Consider the following 24,767-nt stretch of genomic DNA (forward strand, 5'->3'; position numbering starts at 1 on the left):
AGAGGATTTGGTTATGGCCAGTGGCTGTAACCAATTTTTTATGTGTGAAAAGATTGTAGAGGTATTTGGGTGTGATCTTCGTAAATAAAACATCCCCTTCGTGCTTTAGAAATGTGAGGATCGAGCTGCTGTATCAGATCATACAATTCGCTAATTCGTCTCACATTGAAATCTGTCTGGGCTTGAAGCTGTTCTTTTAATTCTTTTGTGCTCACAATGCTTCCCTTTTTCTCTTTAATAATATCTACACATCTAGCAGCGTAGTATATTTTGTCATTAGAAGGTCTGCTTTCTTTCATATCAAGTAATTTGAGCTCATGATAAATCAGTTCTCTTTCCTTTCGAAAGTATTGCCATGCTTCTTGTTCCTTTTCATAAAGTAAAATCAATTGCGTTTTCAATTTTTCTCTTAACATTCACTTGACTCCATTTCCACTATCATTTAACCTACCTCTATTTTACATTATATGAAAAAATAACTTTTGATCAAGTAAAATCATGATATTTTTAATTTTTTAATATGAAAGTATTGTTACTAAAGGCTCATTTGTTCTATAAAAGAAAACAATCATAGTCCTATAAAGCCGGGATTTGTTGAAATTACTAGGATTATTTTAACAAAAAATTGTTGTGTCTCACGAAGATCAACCAAATTCAAAGGAAAAGGATATTTATTCCGAAAGACATGTGTTTTTTTTTTGATAAAACGTTTTTACGTCAGTAAAACCTCAATTTTTTGATATGAATATGGTCTGGTCACGGTGTCATTTGGAGGGTTTCATACATGAAAATAGAATAATAGATCATTTTTTCCGCAATGAAAACAAGAAAATCAAATCATCCATCACTTATTGGCAATCTTTTGATAAAATAGAAAGATAAAGAGAGAACATGTGCGTTTGCATACTTGTATAGCATAGAGAGGATGACATTTGATGAAAGAAAATGTGCAAAAGCCTACGATCATTGGGGTGAGTACAAGACCTTCAGAGCACCTGAAAAGAGTATGGGAGAATCCGGTGGTTTGGTGGCCTTTAACTTGTGTCCTTCTTTTAACAGTGATTGTGACTTATTTGTCAGAGCTGGTGAATGAAGGAATGTGGGCAGATTTAAGCTTGCCGGTATCGGTCGTTTATGTGGTGACGCTCATCGGTCTCCTTCTCGGGCTTGTGGTTAATGCTGCAATATATAAGCTCATCGTATTTTTAGCAAAGGGTGATGCATCGTTTCAGCAGCTGTTTTCAGCGGTCCTGTTTATTACACCAGTTACGATCGTTGGGACGATTATTTCTCATCTGTCCATCATTCTGTTCCATGTACCAAAAAACACCACAATCACCTCATTAAATGCACTCATTCAAACGTCTGGTCCATGGCATGCTGTGCTTGCCAATATAGATCTATTTGTGATCTGGAATCTTGTTTTAACAGGCTTTTTATTGATGAAAGTTTGTCATATATCGCCAAGAATAACTTGGACTATTATAGGAGTCTTTTATCTCTTATCTATCATTTTTCAATATGTAGGAACTGCAATCACCATATCAGTAAGCTGGGGGTAGAATGTCTTTATGAGAAAGAAAATCATCATCGGATCCATTTTTATTATTGTTATCGGTCTATTTATTGGCTTTAACATTGCAAAAAATCAATCAAAGCCTGCTTCAACAGCAGCGATTAAAACAGTAAAACCCATGCAAAAAGAAATCACCACTAAGGTCATGACACCAGGCACACTTTCATTCTCTGAAGAGCAATTTATTTATGCAGAAGAGGACAAGGGACATTTGAAGGGGATTTCTGTAAAAGAAGGAGAAAAGGTAAAGCCTGGGACGCCGCTTCTTACATATGAAAATAGAGAGCTGGAGCTTGAAGAAGAGCAGCAAGCTCTTGCGGCTGAATCTAGTACGTTAAAACGCGAACAATTACAAAATAGATTGAGCGAATTAGACAAAAAACAAGAAGGCGAATCCGCCACAAATCCTAAAAATGAGCGAGACCAGCTTGAGTTAGAACTGAAAGCAGCTGAATTAGAACAAAAACAAGCAGAGATCAGCCAAGAAAAAGTAAAAGCACAAATAGAAGATTTAACCGTACATAGTAAAATTGACGGTACAGTGATTTCCATTGAACAAGAAGAAGGGGCAGGAAAGCCGGAAGAAAGGCAGCCGATTATTCATATTGGCAATGAGAAAAAAATGATTGTGCGAGGATTGATTTCTGAGTATGACGCCATAAAAGTGAAAAAGAAACAAAAAGTAAAGATCACATCTGATGTCATTCGCGGAAAGAGCTGGCAAGGAGTCGTGAAAAAAGTAGGGGGTGTACCTGCTCAGGCAGCATCTGAAACAACTGCAGGTGATCAAACGGTGCAATATCCAGTTGAAATCGAAATAAAGGGAAAAAAACCTGAAGCAAAACCTGGTTTTAAAATGATCATGGAAATTGAAACAGATAAGCGTCAAGCCCTAACGATTCCCGAATCAGCTGTAAAAAAAGAGGATGATGGGCAATACGTTTATGTTGTCAAAAAGAATGTACTTAAAAAAATAAAAGTGGAGCTAGGGGAAACGTCAGGTAAAGACTTTGAAGTGACAAAAGGTGTCGTAGCTGAGGATCAAATCATTTCTCAACCATCAGATGACATGTATGACGGAATGGAAGTGAATGCTGAATGATTCAGCTTTCAAACGTGACAAAAAGCTATGAGGTTGCCCAAGAAGCATTTGATGTATTAAGTGAGATCGATCTTGTCATTGAAAAAGGCGAGTATATGTCCATTATGGGCCCGTCTGGCTCTGGAAAATCGACGTTAATGAATATCATTGGCTGTTTAGACCGGCCAACTACAGGACAATATCATTTTCAAGGAAGAGAGCTGTCAGCAGCAAAGGATCAAGACCTCGCAGTGATTCGAAATCAATTCATTGGATTTGTCTTTCAGCAATTTCACTTGTTGCCGAGGTTAAATGCGAGGCGTAATGTTGAGCTTCCGATGATTTACGCCGGTATCAGTCAAAAGGAAAGAAAAGAACGCGCAGAGATGGCACTTGAAAAGGTTGGTTTGGCAGACCGAATGAAACATATGCCGAGTGAGTTGTCGGGAGGGCAAAAGCAAAGGGTGGCAATTGCTCGTGCAATTGTCAATAAGCCGCAGCTTATCTTAGCAGATGAACCGACAGGCGCTCTTGACTCAAAAACAAGCTTCTCAATCATGGAACAGTTTACGAAGTTGAATGAGGAAGGGACAACGATTGTACTTGTTACCCATGAAGAAGAAATAGCTGCATATACAAATCGAACGGTCGTTGTAAGAGATGGACGACTCGTTGAAGATAGATTGACACAAGGGGACGCTATGAATGAAACTCTTTGAAAATATCAAAATAGCGATGAATTCTGTTTTAGCTCATAAATTACGTTCTATTTTAACGATGCTTGGGATTATTATTGGTGTTGGATCAGTCATTGCGGTTGTAGCAATCGGTCAAGGCGGCGAGCAAATGCTAAAAGGATCGATTTCAGGTCCAAACAATACCGTTGATATGACGTATACGCCTTCTGACGAAGAGTTAAATGCAAATCCTAATGCTTTATTCGACGCCACATTTACTGAAGAAGACATTAAAAGCATTAAGACAATAAATGGAGTGAATCAGGTTGCCTCTTCGACTGCGCAAGGAATGCAGCTGAGATTTCAAGATACGACAGTGGATGCGACAGTTAACGGTATAAATGAAGGGTATACGAATGTCCATTCATTACAAATAGCAGAAGGACAGAATTTAAAAGATATTGACTTTAGAAGCGGCAGAAGAGCCGCCCTGATCTCTGAAGGCTTACAAAAAGAATTATTTAATGGCAAGAAGGCCTTGGGCGAAATGATTTGGATGAACGGACAGCCAGTTGAAGTCATCGGTGTTCTAGCCAAACAGAAAGGGATGCTTTCATTCGATATGAATGAAGTATATGTCCCATTTGCAATGCTTACCTCCACATTTGGGATCAATGAATACGATAAGTTGTCAATTCAAGTCGCACATGCTGATCAAATGAAGGAAGTAGGGAAGAATGCGGCTGCATTATTAAATGAAAATCATCATACAGAAGATGCTTATGAAATGATCAATATGGAAGAAATCGCAGAAGGCATCGGTCAAATCACGTCCGTTATGACAACAATCATTGGCTCAATAGCTGGAATTTCGTTACTTGTCGGCGGTATCGGAGTGATGAATATCATGCTTGTTTCTGTGACAGAGAGGACAAGGGAAATCGGTATTCGAAAAGCAATTGGAGCAACGAGAGCTCAAATACTCGTTCAATTTTTAATTGAGTCTGTCGTGTTAACCATGATCGGTGGGTTGATGGGGATTGCACTAGGTATAGGCGGTGCCTCGTTAGTATCACTCATTGCTGGCTGGCCGTCCTTAGTATCTTGGCAAATCATCTGTATAGGTGTGCTGTTTAGTATGCTAATTGGGATTGTTTTTGGGTTAATTCCTGCGAATAAAGCAGCAAGACTAGATCCGATTGATTCTCTTAGATATGAATAATTTCGGAAAGAGAAAAAGCATACAATCAGTGTGAATTCCGCTGTAATCAAGTATCAAAAGCTTTTATGCACATCGCATAAAAGCTTTTTTTAGTTCTATTGAATGAAATGAAAAATGATAGAAATGCTAAGATCATGACTTTCATCTTAATGTCACATATTTTTCAGTTTACAAATGGTACATATAAAGGTAAGATGACCATGGTGAAAGATTTTGATAGTTATTGAATGTATTTGATTGTTTTGTATTGATAATGTTGAAAAAGCGATTACAATAAAGGTGCGCGCAAAATGAATACGTTTTCAAAAGGGGGTGTTTTCATGTTAACACCGGAAAGACATCAACTCATTATCGACTGTTTAGAAGAAAATGATGTCATCAAAATACAGGACTTAACGATTATGACGGATGCATCTGAATCTACTATTAGAAGAGATTTATCAGCCCTTGAAGAAAAAGGATTTCTAAAAAGAGTCCACGGGGGAGCAGCCAAGATATCAAGTATCCGACTTGAACCAGATGTATTTGAGAAATCTGCCAAAAACCTTCAAGAAAAATCATTGATTGCGGAGGCAGCTGCTGCACTTTTAAAACAAGGCGATTGTATTTATTTAGATGCTGGTACGACCACACAGCAAATGATTGAATATATCGATCCAGATCAAGATATTGTTGTGGTGACAAACGGTGTTATGCACATTGAAGCACTCATGAGAAAAGGCATTTCTTTTTACTTGATAGGCGGATCAGTGAAACATCGAACAGGAGCCATGGTCGGAGCCGCAGCTTTGACGGCGATGGAACATTATCGTTTTGACAAAAGCTTTGTTGGGACGAACGGCATTCATCCCGAGGCGGGGTTTACAACACCTGATCCAGAGGAAGCGCTCATGAAAAAAAGGGCCATGAAGCAGGCGAAAAAAACCTATATCTTAACAGATGCCTCGAAGTTTGGCGAAATATCGTTTTCAACCTTTGCTAGTTTACAGGAAGCCACCATTATCACAAACGACGCAAAAGAGGATTCATTCGATAATTACCATGAAAAAACGGTTATAAAGGTAGTGAAAACATGATTTATACAGTTACTTTAAACCCATCAGTTGATTACATCGTACACGTGGAGGATTTTGCAGTCGGCGGTTTGAATCGTTCAACCTATGACAAAAAATATCCAGGCGGAAAAGGGATCAATGTCTCAAGGCTTTTAAAACGTCACGGTGTTGAATCAAAGGCGCTTGGATTCATAGGTGGATTTACAGGCAAATATATTCAAGACTTTTTACAAAACGAACAATTACAAACAGCCTTTCACGAGGTGTCAGAAGATACACGAATTAATGTGAAACTAAAAACCGGAGAAGAAACCGAAATCAACGGACTTGGCCCATCAATTACTGAAGCGCAATTTGATTCGTTTCTGTCTCAATTTACTTCATTGATTGAAGGTGATGTCGTTGTGTTAGCTGGCAGCATTCCTTCTTCATTGCCGCATAACACGTATGAACGTATCGCTGAGGTATGCGAAAAGCAAGGCGTTAGAGTGGTCCTTGATATTTCTGGAGAAGCCTTAAAAAAAGCAGCAGGCTTGAAACCGTTCTTAATGAAGCCAAACCATCATGAACTAGGTGAAATGTTTGAGACAAGCATCTCTACTGCGGAAGAAGCCATTCCTTATGGGAAGAAGCTGTTAGAACAAGGTGCTGAACATGTCATCGTATCCATGGCTGGAGATGGTGCTCTCTTATTCAGTAAGGAAGGGATTTATCAGTCCAACGTTCCAAAGGGTACGCTTGTTAATTCAGTTGGTGCAGGGGATTCAGTCGTTGCAGGATTTTTAGCCGGCGTTTCGAAAGGTCTTTCGATTGAAGAATCATTTAAGCTTGGCGTCACATCAGGCAGTGCTACAGCATTTTCTGAGGAGCTTGGGACCAAAGAGCTTGTCGACACACTATTACCACAAGTAAAAGTCACACGCATTTAAAGGAGGAGTCATCATGAAAATAACAGAACTACTCACAAAACAGACCATTAAGCTTCAATTAGACAGCCAGCAGAAAGAAGCCGTCATTGAAGAACTAGTCACTGTTTTAGATACAGCAGGCAAGCTAAATGATAAAGAGGGCTACAAAGAAGCAGTGCTCAACCGTGAAAAACAGAGCTCTACTGGTATTGGTGAAGGAATTGCTATCCCTCACGCTAAAACAGCAAGTGTCAAAGAGCCTGCCATTGCATTTGGCCGCTCGACAGCTGGTGTAGATTATGAATCACTGGATGCGCAGCCGAGTCATCTTGTCTTTATGATTGCAGCAACTGAAGGCGCGAACAACACGCACTTAGAAGCGCTTTCTCGTTTATCAACACTTTTGATGCGTGAAGAAATCAGAAAGCAGCTACTTGAAGCGGCTACTGAAGATGAAATCATTGATATCATCAATACGCATGATAAGGACGATGAAGAAGAAGAAGAGGAAGTTCAAGAGGAGCCTGTTGTAGCAGGTAAACCAGCTAAGATTTTAGCAGTAACAGCTTGTCCAACAGGTATTGCACATACATTTATGGCAGCAGATGCTTTGAAAGAAAAAGCGAAAGAAATGGGCATTGACATTAAAGTCGAAACAAACGGCTCTGGCGGTATTAAACACGCCCTTACTGCAAAGGAAATCGAAGAAGCTCCAGCCATTATTGTGGCAGCGGACAAGCAAGTTGAAATGGAACGCTTTAAAGGCAAACATGTCATTGAAGTACCTGTGACAGCAGGAATCCGTCGTCCGCAGGAGTTGATTGAAAAAGCAGTTAATCAAGATGCGCCGATCTATAAAGGCTCTGGCGGCAGTTCTTCAAAAGACGAACATGAGTCATCTGGCAAAGGGAGAAGTGGTTTTTACAAGCACTTAATGAGCGGTGTAAGCAACATGCTTCCATTTGTTGTCGGAGGCGGTATTCTTGTTGCAATTTCATTCTTCTGGGGAATTAACTCAGCAGATCCTAAAGACCCTTCATTTAATTCATTTGCAGCTGTATTAAAAGGAATTGGCGGAGATAATGCACTTGCCTTAATCGTGGCTGTATTAGCAGGATTTATTGCGATGAGTATTGCAGATCGTCCAGGTTTTGCGCCGGGTATGGTCGGTGGATTTATGGCGTCAGCAGCAGGTGCTGGGTTCTTAGGCGGACTCATCGCCGGTTTCCTTGCTGGTTATGTCGTTGTGTTACTTAAAAAAGTATTCACATTCGTACCGCAGTCACTCGACGGAATTAAACCGGTTCTGCTGTATCCATTGTTTGGTATTTTCTTCACAGGTATCATCATGCATTACATTGTGAACACACCAGTAAAAATGGTGATGGACGGATTAACTCATTGGCTTGAAACTTTAGGTACTGGTAACCTTGTCTTAATGGGCATTATCTTAGCAGGTATGATGGCAATTGATATGGGTGGCCCAATTAACAAAGCGGCTTACACCTTTGGTCTTGCGATGATTGCTGCTGGAAACTATGCACCGCACGCTGCTATTATGGCAGGCGGAATGGTACCACCACTAGGTATTGCACTAGCTACAACAATTTTTAGAAATAAATTCTCAAAACGTGACCGAGAAGCAGGGATTACATGCTACTTCATGGGAGCTGCCTTTATTACTGAAGGGGCGATTCCGTTTGCAGCGGCTGACCCTCTACGAGTGATTCCTTCAGCTGTCATTGGAGCAGCTGTGGCTGGCGGATTAACAGAATTCTTTAGAGTCACGCTTCCTGCACCGCACGGCGGACTATTCGTTTTCTGGGTAACAAATCATCCAGTTCTTTATATTATCAGCATCTTAATCGGTGCCGTTGTAACAGCGATTTTACTCGGTATTTTGAAAAAACCAGTGAAACTAGAAGCGTAATTCAGAAGAGAAGCATCGTGAAGAGCGGTGCTTCTTTTTGTTTAATAATGAACAAATTAGGAAAAAATATCTAATTGAATGGTTGTCTTGTGAATTTTTAAATGACATGTGATAAAGTAAAGTTATTCAATTCGTGTTTCAAGTCTTTTAGCAGAAAGTCTTAGGAGGAAGCAGTATTTTGAACGAAGAAAACAAACAAAACGAAAATGATATTCAATCTGATGTAAAACAAGCCAAAACAGAGAAGAAAAGTTCACTGTTTGAATGGATCAAAGCCATTTTAATTGCACTTGCGCTCGTCTTGCTCATCCGTACGTTTATATTTGAGCCGTATGTGGTGGAAGGAGAGTCGATGGAACCGACCCTTCATGATGGGGAAAAACTGTTCGTCAACAAAACCATTAACTATCTAGGTGGTGTCAAACGAGGTGACATCGTGATTATTAATGGAAAAGATGGCCAGAAAATTCATTATTTAAAACGATTAATCGGTCTCCCGGGAGACACGATTGAAATGAAGGATGATACACTTTACATTAATGGTAAAAAAGTTGATGAGCCTTATTTAAAAGAGAACAAGGCACATGCGAAAGAGTATGAAGTGCATTTGACAGGGGATTTTGGTCCAGTGAAAGTACCGAAAAACGATTATTTTGTGATGGGGGACAATAGACTCAATTCCATGGACAGCAGAAATGGACTTGGACTCATTGAAAAGGATCGGGTTGTCGGGACATCAGAATTTGTTTTCTTCCCATTTGGCGACATTCGGCAAACAAAATAAAAGCACTCTTCTCAGGTGTGTGAGAAAAGTGCTTAAACGACCCTTAAAAGTAGGGTCGTTTTTAATTTGGCGTGAGCACCGTAACAATGAGCACAATCGCCAACACAGAAGCAAAGACAGACCCAGTAATGGCTAAAACAGATCGGAACAATCCGACCTTATGATTTTCTTTCCCTCGCTTTTGTAAAAAGCGTTTCGAAAAGATGTGTACCAGTGTGTAAATAAGCACAAGCCCAATATAAAGGCCAAAATCCCTCGCATTAAAGCCTGTTGCAGATAAATAAATACCCATAAAGAAAATCAATAAACAGTATTCCATCAGTGTAAGTAATCTCAAATCGCACGAACTCCTTCAATCAATCATTCCTACTTATTATACCATATTGGACAATTTGCCTTCGTTCTTTGTGAGAGACGTTTCTAACAAACGTTATTCATGTTATACTTCATAATGATGAATGAGTGATGGAGGATTAATAAATGATTGCAGTAAATAATGTTAGTTTGCGATTTGCTGATCGTAAACTATTTGAAGAAGTAAATATTAAATTCACTCCTGGCAACTGCTACGGTTTAATTGGTGCCAATGGAGCTGGTAAATCAACGTTTCTAAAGATTCTTTCAGGTGAAATCGAGGCTCAGACAGGCGATGTTCATATGAGCCCTGGTGAGCGTTTAGCGATTTTAAAACAGAACCACTTTGAATACGAAGAATTTGAAGTATTAAAAGTGGTCATGATGGGTCACAAACGTCTATATGATGTGATGCAGGAGAAAGATGCGATTTATATGAAACCTGATTTCTCAGATGAAGACGGAATTCGTGCAGCAGAGCTTGAAGGTGAGTTCGCTGAGTTAAACGGCTGGGAAGCAGAAAGTGAAGCAGCAATCTTATTAAAAGGTCTTGGCATACCAGAGAGCCTTCAATCGAAGAAAATGTCTGAGCTTGGCGGTTCTGAAAAGGTCAAAGTATTACTAGCTCAAGCTTTATTTGGCAAGCCTGACGTTCTTCTTCTGGATGAGCCAACGAACCACTTGGACTTACAAGCCATCCAGTGGCTGGAAGAGTTCCTCATTAATTTTGAAAATACCGTGATCGTCGTTTCGCATGACCGTCACTTCTTAAACAAAGTATGTACACATATTGCGGACCTAGACTTCGGAAAAATTCAAGTATATGTCGGTAACTATGATTTCTGGTATGAGTCCAGCCAGCTAGCGCTGAAACTTAGTCAAGATGCAAATAAGAAAAAAGAAGAGCAAATTAAGCAGCTTCAAGAGTTCGTTGCTCGGTTCAGTGCGAACGCTTCTAAATCGAAGCAAGCGACCTCAAGAAAGAAATTGCTTGATAAAATCTCTTTAGACGATATTAAGCCATCTTCACGTAAATATCCGTATGTTCATTTTGCGCCAGAGCGCGAAATCGGAAATGATGTCCTTCAAGTAGAAGGTCTATCGAAAACGATTGACGGTGTGAAAGTACTTGATAACGTCAGTTTTATCATGAATCGAGAGGATAAAATTGCGTTCCTAAGCCGTAATGAGCTGGCAGTGTCTACTTTATTTAAAATTCTTGCTGGTGAGATGGAACCAGACAGCGGGACATATAAATGGGGCGTCACAACATCTCAAGCCTTTTTCCCGAAAGACAATAGTGAATACTTTGAAGGAAACGATGTTGATCTAGTGGATTGGCTTCGCCAGTATTCTCCTAATGATCAAAGCGAGAGCTTCTTACGCGGATTCTTAGGACGTATGCTTTTCTCTGGAGAAGAAGTAAAGAAAAAAGCAAGCGTCTTATCAGGAGGAGAAAAGGTTCGTTGTATGTTATCGAAAATGATGCTGTCAGGAGCGAATGTACTGCTTCTAGATGAGCCAACGAACCACTTAGACCTAGAATCCATTACGGCGCTGAATAACGGTTTAATGAGCTTTAAAGGAGCGATGCTCTTCTCATCTCATGACCACCAGTTTGTTGAAACAGTGGCAAACCGTATTATCGAAGTGACGCCAAATGGCATCGTCGATAAACAAACAACATATGATGAGTTCTTATCAGATCAAGAGATTCAAAAGAGACTCGTTGAGCTTTATGCGTAAATAAGAAAAGACATCCACAAATGGATGTCTTTTTTTCGGTTAAATCGCCCAGTTCCCATTACGGAAGATCGGTTCGCGTTTCCCGTCTTTTGTAATACCGTCAATATTCATTTCCTTTGAACCAATCATGAAATCGACGTGTGTAATACTGTTGTTTACACCAGCTGCATCCAATTCTTCACGTTTCATCTCTTTTCCGCCTTCGATATTGAACGCATATCCGCTGCCGATGGCAAGGTGATTCGATGCGTTTTCATCATAAAGGGTATTGTAATAGAGAATATTTGAATTTGAGATTGGTGAATCATCTGGTACAAGAGCAACTTCACCTAGATAATGAGAGCCTTCATCTGTTTCAACGAGTGAAGTTAAAATGTCTTCGCCTTCCTTCGCTTTCACATCGACAATTCGGCCATTTTCAAATGTTAAAGTAAACTCATCAATGATATTTCCTGCATAGCTGAGCGGTTTTGTGCTTGAGACAGTCCCATTTACACCATCTTTTTTAGGTACGGTAAACACTTCTTCTGTTGGCATGTTGGCCATGAAAGAGACGCCGCGCTCACTCACGCTGCCGGCACCTACCCAAATGTGCTGTTCAGGGAGTTCAATCGTTAAATCAGTTCCAGGAGCATCATAATGAAGCTTGTGGTAGTGGCGCTCATTTAGGATTTTAACCTTTTCATTTAGCGATTCATCGTGCTTTTTCCAAGCCTCCACAGGATCTGCTTGATCAGCGCGAGCAACTTTAAAGATTTGATCCCATAATAAAGCAATAGCTTCTTCGTCTGTCTGGTCAGGGAAAATCTTTTTCGCCCAATCTTTTGATGCAGCGCCGACGACCGTCCAAGCCACTTTGTCTGATTGAACGTATTGGCGATATGTATGAAGGGCGGATCCAGCGGCTTTTTGCTGTGCAGCGATTTTTTTCGAATCAATGCCTCGCAGAAGGTCAGGGCTTTCTGACAAGATCGTGATAAAAGCGCCGCCGCGTTTTGCAATGGTTTCCATCATCTGTGCTTCCCATTCAGGGAATTGCTCAAACACATCCTGCGGTGCATGTTCATATTTTAAACGAGCAAGAACACCGTCACTCCAGCGGATATGTACGTTTTTCGCCCCGCGCTCATACGCATGTTTCGCGACAAGACGAACAAGGTCTGAAGATTCAGTTGATGCGGATACGACGACTTCTTGTTCTTTTTGAACATTCACACCGACTTCAACGATGGTCTTCGCATATTGATCTAGTTGTTTTTCAAATGAACTCATAAAAACCCTCCTTTAGTCATGTTCATCATATCAGATTTAAGACCGAAAAGGAAAATGGGGAGCACGCGGAAAGCCAAAATAAAAAAGCCGCTTTCGTGCGGCTTTTTTAGCGGTTCAGTTGTTTCACAGGCTGTGCATTAGAAGGGGGCATATGTGAAAACGACAGGCTCATTCCTCCTAAGATAATACCCGTTAAAATGACTGTGACAACGACCCGTTTACCTAAATCAAGCAACATGTTCTTCCTCCTTCACGTTTATCCATTCCTCACGATATGATCGAAATGATAAAAAAAGAAGTAGAACAAGAGGATTATTTTAAAGTTTTTTGTAATTTATGAATGACTTCGAGTGAACGACCTGTTCCGATTGCAACAGATTCAAGTGGATTTGCAGCAATATGAACTGGAACGACAATCTCCTGTGAGAGCCATTCTTGAATTCCGTTTAACAAAGCGCCACCGCCAGTTAAGATCACGCCGCGGTCTACGATGTCACCACTAAGCTCCGGGGGGCTGTCCTCTAATGTGGCGCGAATCGCCTCTAAAATATGAAGGAGTGACTCTCGCATAGCACCTTGAATTTCATGAGATTCAAGTGTGATCGTTTTTGGAAGACCTGTTACTAGATCACGTCCACGTACTTCTAATGACTCTGGCTCATGCTCAATAAGACCATAACCAATTTCCATCTTAACCTGTTCAGCTGTCCGCTCGCCGATTAATAGGTTATATTTCTTTCGCACAAACGTAATGATATCTTCATCAAGCTGATCTCCGCCAATTCGAATGGAATGACAAGAGACCACGCCGCCAAACGAAATGATGGCAACTTCTGTTGTTCCTCCGCCAATATCGACTACGACGTTTGCAACAGGCTCATCTACTGGCAGATCAGCGCCGATTGCCGCTGCAACAGGTTCTTCGATTAAATGCACGTGCTTTGCTCCACAGTTTTTCACAGCATCACTGATGGCGCGGCGCTCAACAGCTGTTGAACCAGAAGGTGTACAGACGACGACCGTTGGTTTTCTGAAAGTAAACCCGATATTTTTTCCTGCTTTTTTCATGATTTGTTTGAGTAAATCTGTTGTCATATCATAATCAGCGATGACACCGTCTTTCATTGGACGGATCGCCACAATTTTCCCAGGAGTTTTCCCAATCATTTCTTTTGCTTCTGTTCCGACGGCAAGTACAGTTTTTGTTTCTGTATCGACTGCCACGACGGACGGTTCATTTAAAATAATTCCCTTATTTTTACTATAAACCAATATGTTAGCTGTTCCTAAATCAATTCCAATTTCGGCATTTTGAAACATGTTTTCACCCAATCTCTATTTTTGCTATTTAAACAATTTTACATTTAAAAGTTCAAAGGATTGAGGTCATTTGTGGGGGTTTGTGATAACCTTGAAATGAACTTGTAAAATTCAAGTATCATTTTGACAATCACAATAAATTTTCCCTTTGTTTTTTCTTTTATGAAAAAAAATTTTATGGAAGAGAAACCTTTTGAGAATCTCTTACGTCTACGATATATCAATTGGTGAAAAACAGATTGATCTTGAGCTAATGAAAGAAAGAGGGAACGAATTTGAAATCTATCGGAGTCGTAAGAAAAGTAGACGAACTAGGGCGTATTGTGATGCCAATCGAATTAAGAAGAGCACTTGATATTGCTATTAAAGACAGTATGGAATTTTTTATAGATGGGGAGAAAATCGTCTTGAAAAAATACCAGCCAGAAGGTGTTTGCCTCATGACTGGTGAGATTACATCAGAGAACCATGATTATGGTAATGGTCAAATTACATTAAGCGCTGAAGGCGCAGAACTACTGTTAAAAGAACTTCAAGAAGCTCTTCAGCAGTAATGAAAAAAGCCTGATCTCTTCCTTTGTGCTGAGAACAGGCTTTTTTTCTGAAAAAGTTCCTTAAAAATGCCCCATCTCCCTCAAAAAATAAGTGAAAAATGGTACAATTGACAAAGAATCTCAGGGCGGCAGGTGGAATCATTTGAACAAAACATATCAAGTGCGGATCGTGTTATCTGTTCTTGCATTTATTTTAATTTTAAGCTGGGATTTCTTTTATTATCTAGGTGGCTATCAAATTAATTGGCCGCTCGATTTAGCCTTTACAGTCCTTGTTCTAACAGGGATCTGGGTTATATCAGGCTATGTAGACCGCTTAAATCTACTTGTGTCAGACTTAAATACGAGAGAAAAAGAAGCACACGAACTGACAGAGCGGCTGAATCGAATCACAGATAACTTGCAAGAAATCGTCTTTGAAACAAATGAAAAAGGTGAAATTATTTTCTTAAATCAAGCATGGACACAAATGACGGGCTATGACATCGATGAATGTCTAGGTACCATGTACAATCAGTACTTTGATCAAGAGGAACGCGTGGTCCAGCATTTATTATCTGTGATCAAGGAGCATAAGGATGCGGGACGGGTAGAACTGCAGCTTCTCCATAAAGAGGGAAAGAAGGTATGGGGAGACGTTCATTACAAGCTTTATTTTGACGAGCACCACCAGTTTACCGGAGGAATTGGAACGGTAGCTGATATTACGAAACAAAAGCAGGCGAAGCTTGAGCTTGAAAGATCCAATCAGCAATTGCAAATGCAGGCGCAAAAGCTGGCAGTCGCTGGACAAATAGCCGCTGGAATCGCCCATGAAGTCAGAAATCCACTGACATCCGTAAATGGTTTTTTGCAGCTGATGAAGACACAATATCCTGAAAGAACCGATTATTTTGACATTATCTTTTCAGAAATTAAACGGATTGATTTTGTTTTAAGTGAGCTGCTTGTATTGGCTAAGCCTCAATCGGTCCATTTTCAAGAAGTCCAGCTTCATGAGCTTCTAGAACAAGTGATTACTTTATTAAAAACAAATGCCGTTCTGTCAAATATTGACCTCAAGCAGCCATTTAAAAGGCAGGATGCCGGCGCCATCCTCGCAGACGCTAATCAAATGAAGCAGCTGTTCATTAATTTAATCAAAAATGCGATTGAGGCAATGCCTGAAGGTGGCAGCATATACATATCTACAGAAAAAGTATTGAATGAATGGAAGATTACCATTCAAGATGAAGGAAAAGGGATGTCTGAAGAAGATATTCAAAAAATATATGATCCTTTCTTTTCCACGAAAAAAGAAGGAACAGGGCTTGGTCTGACCATCTGTGCGACAATTTTAAAAGATCATCACGGAAGAATGGACGTGTCAAGTGAGCTTGGAAAAGGCACAGCTTTTCATATTTATTTGCCAGTGTGTCAAAAAAGCAGACAGCAGCAAGTTGAGAGGACGTGAAGTCATGACGGTAAAGGTTTTATTTGTATATGGAACGCTATTGCAGCATGAAAAGCACCACGAAACGTACATGAAGGAAAGCAGGCTATTAGCTAAATCTGCTTGGATGAGTGGAAGGATTTATGATACAGGTCAAGGATATCCAGCATGTATTCCTTCAGAAAAAGGCACTGTATACGGGGAATTGTACGAGGTAACCGCTGACGCGTTGAATAAGATAGACGTACTAGAGGAAGGGTATGACAAGCAGGAAATCAATGTCATGACGGATCGAGGTCAGTTAGCAGCCGTGACATACACGTTGCCAGAGCAAAAGGCATCAGTGCTGAAAGAAATAAAGAGAGGGTGCTGGAAAGCTTATCAACTGTGGCAGCAAAAACCATCATCCTTCTATTATTTTGCCTATGGCTCCTGTATGGATGATGCTAGATTTAAGCTCGCAGAAGTCGATCATCATTTCAAACAAATCATCGGCGGTGGAGTACTAAATGGTTTTACAACGAGATTTACCTTGGTGAGGCCAGATGGATCAAGAGCTGATATGGTAGAAGATGGCGGGGAAACAGAGGGTGTTTTATATGAAGTTCCTTTTGATGCCATTCGTTATTTGTATAAAAGAGAAGGCGTATATGAAGGTACATATCTTCCAGCATTTGTCGATGTCAAAATAGGTGATCAAATGTATGAAGACTGTTTAACCTTTCTTGTGCTTCAAAAAAGCGAAGAAATCGCTCCGCCAGCTCATTATCGCAGTGAAATCGAAAAAGGAGCAGACCTTTATTTAAGTGAAGCGTTCCGTAAAAAAATCCGTTCACATATGGATTCATTAATCAAACCGTAGTAAAATGCATGGTAAGTGAGATAAAAGGAGTCTGAACATGAAAAAGGAATATGCGGTCATTGGTCTTGGACGCTTTGGTGGGAGTATTTGCAAGGCGCTGAGCGAAGAAGGACTTGAAGTCATGGCAATGGATATGAACGAAGATCGAGTAAACGAGTACGCGAAAATAGCCTCACATGCGGTTATTGGTGATTCGACGGACGAAAACGTTTTAAAAAATCTTGGTATTCGCAATTTTGATCATGTCATCGTTGCGATTGGCGAAAACATTCAGGCAAGTATTTTAACAACGATTATGCTGAAAGAGCTTGGCGTGAAAATGGTTACTGTGAAAGCGCAAAATGATTACCATGAAAAGGTGCTTAACAAAATCGGAGCGGATCGCGTCGTTCATCCAGAGCGAGATATGGGGAGACGGATTGCACATAAGATCATTTCAAATAACGTGCTTGATTACCTCGAACTGTCAGATGAGTACAGCCTGATTGAGATCGTTGCAAACAACAGGCTTGCGGGACATTCTCTTCTAGATCTTGATATTAGGGCAAGATACGGTATCAATATTGTTGCGATCAAGCGCGGAAAGGAAGTCATTGTTTCCCCGCTGGCAGATGAAATGATCCAAAAAGAAGATATCCTCATTGTCATTGGGGCAGTAGCCGATATAGGACGCTTTGAAAAACGAGAAATGCAGAACGATTATTAAACACTCCGAAGACGGGGTGTTTTTTTACATGAATGTGTTCATGACAGGTGGACATTGAGGCGAAAATAGAAACTGAAAATGGTTGCTTTGATCATGTATAACCGCAAAAATAAGTCATCTTATTTTTCATGCAATTATCACTATTCAGAAATAAAAATCAGTGTTTTGATATGGTTGATTTTCTCTAAATGTCATTGACTGGACAAACAGATTCGTTTACGATAAGAAACATTATATTGTTTACTTGGAGGAGGCAGTGTCGTTGGATAAGGAGCTTTTCAGACATCAAATTGAGGTAGCAGCAAAGAGAAAAAAAGCAGCCCTCGTAATAAAACATGCGAAAGTCATGGATGTGTTTAACCAGGAATGGATAGACGCAGATGTCGCTGTTGAAAATGGACAAATCGTCGGGATAGGAGAGTACGAGGGAGAACAGGAGCTTGATGCAGCAGGTCAAATGCTTGTGCCTGGTTTTATTGATGGCCACGTTCATATCGAGTCTTCTATGGTTACCCCTGCCGAATTCTCCAAAGCTGTCGTTCCTCACGGTGTGACAACTGTCGTAACAGATCCGCATGAAATCGCCAATGTGTCAGGTATAACAGGCATCCGTTTTATGCTGGAAGAAGCGAGAAAAGCTGCCTTACATATTTATTTCATGCTGCCTTCCTGTGTACCGGCAGTCAGTTTTGAACGATCAGGTGCTACATTAAAAGCAAAAGATTTAAAGCCTCTTTATCAAGAGAAGGAAGTGCTTGGTCTTGCAGAGGTGATGGACTATGTCGGTGTGGAGCAGGCAGAAGAAGATATGCTTCAAAAGCTGCTTGATGCGCAACACGAGAATAAACTGATTGATGGCCATCTAGCAGGCTTAACAGACCGATTAATCAACGTCTACCGGACAGCGAGTGTCCAAACAGACCATGAGGTGACAACTGCACAGGAAGCCCTCGAACGTGTAAAAAGAGGTATGTATGTGATGCTGAGAGAAGGATCTGTTGCCAAAAACGTGAAAAATGTTTTACCCGCTGTCAATGAAAAGAATGCGCGACGCTTTTTCTTTTGTACAGATGATAAACATTTGGATGATCTAATGGCACAGGGAAGTATTGATGAGCAAGTACGGATGTCCATAAAAGAAGGATTAGATCCATTTTTAGCTTATCAAATGGGAAGCTTAAATGCCGCAGAGTGTTTTGGTCTTAAAACAAAGGGAGCCATTGCACCAGGCTATGATGCTGATTTTATGCTCGTTTCAGACTTTCATCATGTAGATATTACAAGCGTATTTATCGCAGGTGAATTGGTTGCACAGAACGGAGAGTACAAGCCGAGTGTCGAAAAGATCGCACCGAGCCCAGCATTATTACAATCTGTTCATGCCGTAGATGTTCAAGAGGAAGACATTGCACTACCTATTACGGGTGATCAGCATATGAATGTCATCCGTATTATTCCGAATCAGCTTGAAACAAAGTTAGAACAAGTCTCTCCTTCAGAAATGAACGGACAATTTACAAGTGATACAGGCAGAGATGTATTAAAAATGGTGCTTGTTGAACGTCATCAAGGTTTATCTGAAATGGGTGTAGGAATTGTCAGCGGCTTCGGCATCAAACAAGGTGCAATTGCAACAACGGTTGCACATGATTCACATAACTTAATTGCAGTCGGCACAAATGATGCTGATATTATCAAAGCGATTGAGGCGTTAAAAGAAGCAGGCGGCGGTTTGACTGTTGTTAAAGAGGGGCAGTCACTTCATACGCTGCCATTACCAATCTCTGGTTTGTTGTCAGATCAGCCGGCACATCTCGTCAATGAAAGCCTTCATTCACTTCATGAAGCGCTAAAAGAAACTGGCTTTTCCTTAGACTTTAATCCGTTTTTGACGCTTTCTTTCTTGGCACTTCCAGTCATTCCTGATGTGAAAATGACAACAAAAGGCTTATTTGATGTCAGAAACTTTCAGCACCTCCCTATTCAATCATAAAAAGTAAGAAACCGCATGTGTACGATGTATATATGCGGCTTTTTTTAATACTTGATGAAAAAAAGAGACACAGCCAATCGGCTTGTGTCTCTTTTATGATTACACTTCCATAATAATCGGTAAGATCATTGGGCGGCGTCTTGTTTTTTCGTAAAGGAAAGGAGCAAGAGTGTCCGTAATTTCGTTCTTAATTTCCGACCACTGAGTTGTCTTACGTTCCATTACTTTTTCAAGATGCTTTGAAATGAGATCTTGTGCGTCGTTGATGAGGTCGCCAGATTCTCTCATGTAGACAAAGCCTCTTGAGATGAGATCAGGACCAGCAGAGATTTTGAATTCTTTCATATCCATGCTGACGACTACAATGACTAGACCTTCTTCTGAAAGAATGCGGCGGTCTCTTAAGACGATATTCCCGATATCACCAATTCCGCTTCCGTCGATATACACGTTCCCTGATGGAATTTTGCCAGCGACACTTGCTTCGTCGCCTTTAAGTGCAAGAACTTCACCATTATCCATGATAAAGCAGTTTTCCTCAGGAATTCCGCAATCATTCGCCAGTTTAATATGCGTTTTTTGCATGCGGTATTCACCGTGAATCGGCATAAAGAATTTTGGTTTAATTAAACGGAGCATCAGCTTTTGTTCTTCTTGTCCGCCGTGACCAGATGTATGAATATTATTAAGTGAGCCATGAATGACCTCAGCGCCAGCACGGTACAGCTGGTTAATGGTGCGGCTTACGCTAATATTGTTACCAGGAATCGGTGAAGATGAGAAGACAACTGTGTCTCCAGGATTAATCGAAATCTGGCGATGAGTGCCGTTTGCAATACGAGAAAGAGCAGCCATCGGCTCACCTTGGCTTCCAGTACATAGGATCGTCACTTTGTTTGCTGGAAGGCGGTTGATTTCATTGTGTTCAATAAACGTGTTTTTCGGACATTTAATGTAGCCAAGATCTTGTCCAATATCAATAGCAGACTCCATACTACGTCCAAACACCGCAACTTTTCGGCCGTTGGCAACAGCGGACTCGATTACTTGTTGAAGTCTGTGAATGTTCGAAGCAAACGTCGCAAAGATGATACGTCCGTCAACTTTTCTAAAGATGTCATCAATGCTTTCGCCTACGCGTCTTTCTGACATCGTAAATTCTGGAATTTCACTGTTTGTACTATCGGATAAAAGACATAGAACGCCTTCTTTCCCGATTTCAGCCATTTTTGTTAAGTTAGCAGGTTCGCCAACAGGCGTAAAGTCAAACTTGAAATCCCCTGTATGTACGATGTTACCAGGAGGTGTCTTCACGACAATTCCATAAGAATCTGGAATACTGTGAGTTGTTCTAAAGAAAGACACAGCTGTTTTTCTAAATTTAATGGTATCTTCTTCTTCAAAAATGTGAAGTTTTGTCTGTCTCAAGAGACCATGTTCTTCCAATTTATTACGAAGTAGGCCGATTGCGAGTTTGCCGCCGTAAACTGGAATATTCACTTGCTTGAGAAGGTAAGGGATACCGCCGATGTGGTCTTCATGTCCGTGAGTGATGAAAAGACCTTTGATTTTATCTTCGTTTTTAACTAAGTACGTATAGTCAGGGATGACGTAGTCAATTCCAAGAAGCTCATCTTCAGGGAACTTAATACCAGCATCAATTAAAATGATTTCATCTTGAAATTGAACGCCATACGTGTTTTTACCGATCTCGCCTAATCCGCCGAGCGCAAAAACTGCCGCCTGATCGTTTTTTACAAATTTCATTCCTCTCATAGCTCCAATACTTTAAAATTTTCACTTTCTCGTTCATAGTCTAAAAAAGCACCGTCTACAGGTTGAATGAATTCAATGTTGTAGCTATGTTTTTTCAACTTATCGCGTACGTCTCTTTCAGAAACTGCTTCAACGTATAGTGAATCTGTGTGTTCTCTTACAGGTACCTCAGTAGTACTTGCCTGAAAAAATACCTTATATATCATCCAAATCTCTCCTTAAATACCGTATGTTACACTCGCTATTTCTATTATATTAAAAAAACGCGCATAAGAAAAGTCTCTGAGAAAAAAGGACCCTCAGCAAATGTGCGGAAGATCCTTTTAAGCGATCGATTTTTTACGAAGCATGTCCTTCCATTGTCTTCTAATTTTCTTACGCAGACGACGAAGCATCACAGGTCGCCTCCTTTCGAATTGAAATTAGATTATACCTTGTATTCCGTTCTCTCTTTATACTTGTATTATATGACGTTTCCATTGAATGTTACATGGTTATATGTGGGAAATGGGCGTTTTCATCGGAAGTGGTTTCGAAAGCAGAAATCTTTCTGTATGATGAAAGGGAGTAGGTATACATAACAAGAGACAGGAGACGGGATATGAATAAAAAAGTCATCTTCTTTGATATCGATGGTACTTTATATGATCATGATAAAAAGATACCTGAATCAACGAAACGAGCGGTTCATTTATTAAAAGAAAAAGGCCATCATCTCTTCATTGCATCTGGGCGTTCGCCTTTTTTAATTAAGCCTATTTTAGAGGAATTAGGGCTTGACTCCTTTATTGCTTATAACGGTCAGTATGTCATGTATGAGGGAGAAGTCATTTACGGCAATCCGCTTAAACTGGAGCTGATGGAGAAAATTTATGAAACGGCAGATCGTCAAGATCATCCGCTTGTTTTCATGGGGGAAAAAGCGCTGAAGGCTTCTGTGCCAAATCATCCGTTTATCCATGAGGGGATTGGGACTCTAAAAATAAAGCATCCTGAACATGATTTGTCTTACTTTAAAGAAAACGAGATTTTTCAAATACTGTTATTCTGTAAGGCTGAAGAGGAAGTCAAGTACGAGGCGTTCAGCGAAGAAATTGATCTTGTCAGGTGGCACGAGCTGTCAACAGATGTCGTGCCAAAGGGCGGTTCGAAAGCTGAAGGCATTAAACGAGTTATCGAAAGACTACCTTACGAACAAAAGGATACCGTTGCCTTTGGAGACGGTCTGAACGATCGAGAGATGATTTCATTTGCTGGTACAGGAGTCGCCATGGGAAATGCTGTGAACGAATTAAAGGATTTGGCTGATTTTGTGACAAAGCCAGTAGATGAAGACGGTATATTCCACGCAGTGACTCATCTAGGTCTGATTGAAGAATAAAAAAGAAGACCCATAGGTTATTGGGTCTCAGCGTATAGACAAACCCTCACATTCGTTGTCAGGTCTGCGCTTCGGTGCTCACGAATGTCAAATTCGCTCTGCTCCGGTGCTCGTCCTTCCTAGGGCTGCAAAGGTTTTCATGTCACGCTGAAAAAAAGACAAAGGGCTAAAATCAAGATCATTTTAGCCCTTTGTAAACAATTTGGAAGATCCATAGGTTATTGGGTCTTCTTTTTATTTTATGATCTGCCGATCGCAACAGAGTTGTCTGGCTCAGCGAATGGCTGATCCTTTTGAATATGATCATAAAACATAATGCCGTTTAAATGGTCGATTTCATGCTGAAACACAATGGCTGGGAACCCTTTTAGGCGAATATCAATGTCCTCACCTTCAAGCGTTGTGGCCTTCACCCTGATTTTTTGGTATCGAGGGACAAATCCAGGAATGGCTTCATCAACAGATAAGCAGCCTTCACCTGTCTTTAAATAAGCTCTTTTGACAGAATGACTGACAATGCGTGGGTTGAAAAGGGCACAGCTGTATTCCTCTCCATCTTCATCCTCACAGTGAACAGCGATCATTCGTTTACTAATGTTAATTTGCGGAGCAGCGAGTCCAACGCCGGGTCTGAGTCCAAACTTTTCAGCCATTTCAGCATCTTGACTATTTTTGACGAATTCAATCATATCAGCTAATTGCTGTTTTTCCTCTTCTGTTGGCGGGAGCTCGACCGCTTCAGCTGTTTGTCTTAAGACGGGATGTCCATCCCGTACGATATCTTCCATGGTAATCACAAATCTTCACTCCTATTTCCTTTGTATGTAAAGTATATAAAATGATACACAACATATGCAATGAAATAAAGAAGACCGGTCCTGTGAGACCGGTCAGAGGCTTAAACAGCCATTAGCAGCAGCCGCCACCGCCGCCTAAGAATGCTGCGCCAACGATGATTAATAGGATGAAAAGGACAACGATTAAAGCGAATGTGCGTCCTCCACCGTATCCGTACCCACCGCCATAACTTGGGTAACAACAGCCACCGCCATATCCACCACCGTATCCATATCCGTAACCGCCGTATCCACCATACATACTTCCATGACTATAATTAGACATACTTTTGACCTCCTTTGGAAATACACTCGGCCTCTCATAAGTGAAGGCGAAGCGTGTAATATAAACTATGTATGAATGCACTATTTGTATAGTCATGCGCCTATCACTTGAAAAAAATCTTCTTCGGCTCCTCAAAATGACCTCTTTCCTTGTCACAAACGCCTATAAAAATTATAGTGGTATGTGGAGATATAAAGGGGGAACCTTGTGATGAAACAAATAAGAAGAAGCATGAAAGCAGGTGCTGCTTTAGCGGGGATATGTACCCTTTTGCTGACGGGATGCGGTGGTCAAAGTTCGTTTCATGACATGCAAGAGGCAATGACGAAAATGAGCGAAAAAGAGGCATCCTTTGAAAAAGAGCAAGGTACACTGCAAAGCTATGAGAAAAAAGAGCAACAGCTCTATAAAAAAATGATTCAAACCACAAAGAATCACACAAAAACAGTGTCAAGCCTTTCTGATCAGGCGCTAGCATCTGCAGCGAAAAGAGAAGAACATTTGAAAACAGAAAAAGACAGCATGGATGAATCGAAAAAAGAATTGAAAACGGTCAAAGAATCTGCGGAACGTATACAAGATACGGATTTAAAAGAAAAAGCAGATGAAACGGTCAAATCGCTTGAGAAAAGATATGCATCGTATGACCAGCTTTACAAGGAATATCAAAAAGCGCTGAAACAAGATCAGCATTTATATCAATCTTTAAAGAAGAAGGACTTAGGATATAAAGAGCTAAAATCCAAACTGAAGACGGTGAACCGTTCTTATAGCAAAGTCAGAAAAGAAGGTAAAAAGTTTAATCAATATACAAAGCAATTGAATGAGCATAAACAGGCTTTGTCTAAAGCGGCAGATCAAGAGTCGAAAAAGAGCTGAAAAAACAGCTCTTTTTTTATTTTTCGACAAAAACAAACATTTTCTATTGTAGTACAGTAGTACACTCTATACTAGTACAGATGGAGTTGTTTGTTAAACAGATTGATACAGCTCACCATAAAAAGTAAAGCGAATAC

25 protein-coding genes are annotated in these 24,767 nt (G+C 40.5%); 16 read left to right on the forward strand and 9 right to left on the reverse strand.

The window, feature by feature from the left end:
* Window positions 1-38: 38 nt before the first annotated feature.
* Window positions 39-416: a Rok-like winged helix domain-containing protein gene (locus NKR21_RS07690; protein ID WP_003211488.1), complete on the reverse strand. Its 378-nt coding sequence runs from the start codon at window positions 414-416 to the stop codon at window positions 39-41.
* A 519-nt stretch (window positions 417-935) separates the two neighbouring features.
* Between NKR21_RS07690 and yknW the strand changes: the two genes are divergently transcribed.
* From yknW to lepB, 8 genes are all read left to right on the forward strand, one after another.
* Window positions 936-1,562: a YknW family membrane protein gene (gene yknW / locus NKR21_RS07695; RefSeq protein WP_144455907.1), complete on the forward strand. Its 627-nt coding sequence runs from the start codon at window positions 936-938 to the stop codon at window positions 1,560-1,562.
* Between the two features lie 9 nt (window positions 1,563-1,571).
* Window positions 1,572-2,678 (forward strand): efflux RND transporter periplasmic adaptor subunit, encoded by a 1,107-nt coding sequence (locus tag NKR21_RS07700; RefSeq protein ID WP_144455909.1) that lies wholly within the window; start codon window positions 1,572-1,574, stop codon window positions 2,676-2,678.
* A complete protein-coding gene (locus NKR21_RS07705) occupies window positions 2,675-3,376 on the forward strand; it encodes an ABC transporter ATP-binding protein (protein WP_144455911.1) in 702 nt (233 codons plus the stop codon). Before NKR21_RS07700 ends, NKR21_RS07705 begins: the two co-directional genes overlap by 4 nt.
* Window positions 3,363-4,556 (forward strand): ABC transporter permease, encoded by a 1,194-nt coding sequence (locus tag NKR21_RS07710; RefSeq protein ID WP_144455913.1) that lies wholly within the window; start codon window positions 3,363-3,365, stop codon window positions 4,554-4,556. The genes NKR21_RS07705 and NKR21_RS07710 overlap by 14 nt, the downstream gene beginning before the upstream one ends.
* Window positions 4,557-4,876: 320 nt before the next feature.
* The gene (locus NKR21_RS07715) at window positions 4,877-5,632 is read left to right on the forward strand and encodes a DeoR/GlpR family DNA-binding transcription regulator (RefSeq protein ID WP_119124791.1); all 756 of its coding nucleotides are present in this window, start codon (window positions 4,877-4,879) and stop codon (window positions 5,630-5,632) included.
* A complete protein-coding gene (pfkB, locus tag NKR21_RS07720) occupies window positions 5,629-6,540 on the forward strand; it encodes a 1-phosphofructokinase (RefSeq protein WP_088003908.1) in 912 nt (303 codons plus the stop codon). The genes NKR21_RS07715 and pfkB overlap by 4 nt, the downstream gene beginning before the upstream one ends.
* Before the next feature lie 13 nt (window positions 6,541-6,553).
* The gene (locus NKR21_RS07725; RefSeq protein WP_012009806.1) at window positions 6,554-8,449 is read left to right on the forward strand and encodes a PTS fructose transporter subunit IIABC; all 1,896 of its coding nucleotides are present in this window, start codon (window positions 6,554-6,556) and stop codon (window positions 8,447-8,449) included.
* Window positions 8,450-8,660: 211 nt separating this feature from the next.
* Complete coding sequence (gene lepB, locus NKR21_RS07730; protein ID WP_253602575.1) at window positions 8,661-9,233, forward strand: signal peptidase I; 573 nt, start codon at window positions 8,661-8,663, stop codon at window positions 9,231-9,233.
* A gap of 61 nt (window positions 9,234-9,294) precedes the next feature.
* On the opposite strand, the gene NKR21_RS07735 is transcribed toward lepB, so the two are convergent.
* The gene (locus NKR21_RS07735) at window positions 9,295-9,570 is read right to left on the reverse strand and encodes a hypothetical protein (protein ID WP_088003904.1); all 276 of its coding nucleotides are present in this window, start codon (window positions 9,568-9,570) and stop codon (window positions 9,295-9,297) included.
* 143 nt (window positions 9,571-9,713) lie between these two features.
* Here NKR21_RS07735 and NKR21_RS07740 point away from each other — a divergent pair, with 143 nt between their 5' ends.
* Window positions 9,714-11,333, forward strand: coding sequence for an ABC-F family ATP-binding cassette domain-containing protein (locus NKR21_RS07740; protein WP_050945126.1), 1,620 nt, complete (start codon window positions 9,714-9,716; stop codon window positions 11,331-11,333).
* Between the two features lie 39 nt (window positions 11,334-11,372).
* Here NKR21_RS07740 and NKR21_RS07745 read toward each other — a convergent pair whose 3' ends face one another.
* The 3 genes from NKR21_RS07745 to mreBH form a co-directional block, all read right to left on the reverse strand.
* On the reverse strand, window positions 11,373-12,605 hold the full coding sequence (locus NKR21_RS07745; protein ID WP_144455917.1) for an aminopeptidase: 1,233 nt from the start codon (window positions 12,603-12,605) through the stop codon (window positions 11,373-11,375).
* 106 nt (window positions 12,606-12,711) lie between these two features.
* Entirely contained in the window at window positions 12,712-12,843 is a 132-nt protein-coding gene (locus tag NKR21_RS07750) for a protein YkpC (protein WP_003210922.1), read from the reverse strand.
* A gap of 74 nt (window positions 12,844-12,917) precedes the next feature.
* Window positions 12,918-13,925: a rod-share determining protein MreBH gene (gene mreBH / locus NKR21_RS07755; RefSeq protein WP_012009812.1), complete on the reverse strand. Its 1,008-nt coding sequence runs from the start codon at window positions 13,923-13,925 to the stop codon at window positions 12,918-12,920.
* Between the two features lie 275 nt (window positions 13,926-14,200).
* On the opposite strand from mreBH, the gene NKR21_RS07760 reads away from it, so the two are divergent.
* The 5 genes from NKR21_RS07760 to ade all read left to right on the forward strand — a co-directional run bounded on the left by NKR21_RS07760 (window position 14,201) and on the right by ade (window position 19,472).
* A complete protein-coding gene (locus NKR21_RS07760) occupies window positions 14,201-14,479 on the forward strand; it encodes a transcriptional regulator AbhA (RefSeq protein WP_034662686.1) in 279 nt (92 codons plus the stop codon).
* A gap of 142 nt (window positions 14,480-14,621) precedes the next feature.
* Window positions 14,622-15,932 carry an ATP-binding protein gene (locus NKR21_RS07765; protein WP_119124793.1) on the forward strand — a complete coding sequence of 437 codons (1,311 nt, stop codon included), beginning with the start codon at window positions 14,622-14,624 and terminating at the stop codon, window positions 15,930-15,932.
* A 4-nt stretch (window positions 15,933-15,936) separates the two neighbouring features.
* Window positions 15,937-16,773, forward strand: coding sequence for a gamma-glutamylcyclotransferase family protein (locus NKR21_RS07770; RefSeq protein ID WP_144455919.1), 837 nt, complete (start codon window positions 15,937-15,939; stop codon window positions 16,771-16,773).
* Between the two features lie 37 nt (window positions 16,774-16,810).
* On the forward strand, window positions 16,811-17,479 hold the full coding sequence (locus tag NKR21_RS07775; RefSeq protein ID WP_012009816.1) for a potassium channel family protein: 669 nt from the start codon (window positions 16,811-16,813) through the stop codon (window positions 17,477-17,479).
* 262 nt (window positions 17,480-17,741) lie between these two features.
* A complete protein-coding gene (ade, locus tag NKR21_RS07780; protein WP_144455921.1) occupies window positions 17,742-19,472 on the forward strand; it encodes an adenine deaminase in 1,731 nt (576 codons plus the stop codon).
* 99 nt (window positions 19,473-19,571) lie between these two features.
* Here the strand turns inward: ade and rnjA are convergent, their stop codons facing one another.
* Window positions 19,572-21,239, reverse strand: a complete 1,668-nt coding sequence (gene rnjA / locus NKR21_RS07785) for a ribonuclease J1 (protein ID WP_012009818.1) — start codon at window positions 21,237-21,239, stop codon at window positions 19,572-19,574.
* Window positions 21,240-21,244: 5 nt separating this feature from the next.
* The gene (locus NKR21_RS07790; RefSeq protein WP_003211882.1) at window positions 21,245-21,454 is read right to left on the reverse strand and encodes a DNA-dependent RNA polymerase subunit epsilon; all 210 of its coding nucleotides are present in this window, start codon (window positions 21,452-21,454) and stop codon (window positions 21,245-21,247) included.
* 395 nt (window positions 21,455-21,849) lie between these two features.
* Between NKR21_RS07790 and NKR21_RS07795 the strand changes: the two genes are divergently transcribed.
* On the forward strand, window positions 21,850-22,629 hold the full coding sequence (locus NKR21_RS07795; RefSeq protein WP_012009819.1) for a Cof-type HAD-IIB family hydrolase: 780 nt from the start codon (window positions 21,850-21,852) through the stop codon (window positions 22,627-22,629).
* Window positions 22,630-22,868: 239 nt separating this feature from the next.
* Here NKR21_RS07795 and def read toward each other — a convergent pair whose 3' ends face one another.
* Both def and NKR21_RS07805 read right to left on the reverse strand, forming a co-directional pair.
* Window positions 22,869-23,426: a peptide deformylase gene (gene def / locus NKR21_RS07800; RefSeq protein WP_144455923.1), complete on the reverse strand. Its 558-nt coding sequence runs from the start codon at window positions 23,424-23,426 to the stop codon at window positions 22,869-22,871.
* Between the two features lie 112 nt (window positions 23,427-23,538).
* Complete coding sequence (locus NKR21_RS07805) at window positions 23,539-23,727, reverse strand: YjcZ family sporulation protein (RefSeq protein ID WP_041816227.1); 189 nt, start codon at window positions 23,725-23,727, stop codon at window positions 23,539-23,541.
* A 234-nt stretch (window positions 23,728-23,961) separates the two neighbouring features.
* Between NKR21_RS07805 and NKR21_RS07810 the strand changes: the two genes are divergently transcribed.
* Window positions 23,962-24,630 (forward strand): YkyA family protein, encoded by a 669-nt coding sequence (locus NKR21_RS07810; RefSeq protein WP_012009822.1) that lies wholly within the window; start codon window positions 23,962-23,964, stop codon window positions 24,628-24,630.
* Window positions 24,631-24,767: the final 137 nt, after the last annotated feature.

The sequence above is a fragment of the Bacillus sp. 1735sda2 genome (assembly GCF_024159245.1).
In the GTDB taxonomy this organism is placed as follows: domain Bacteria; phylum Bacillota; class Bacilli; order Bacillales; family Bacillaceae; genus Bacillus; species Bacillus pumilus_O.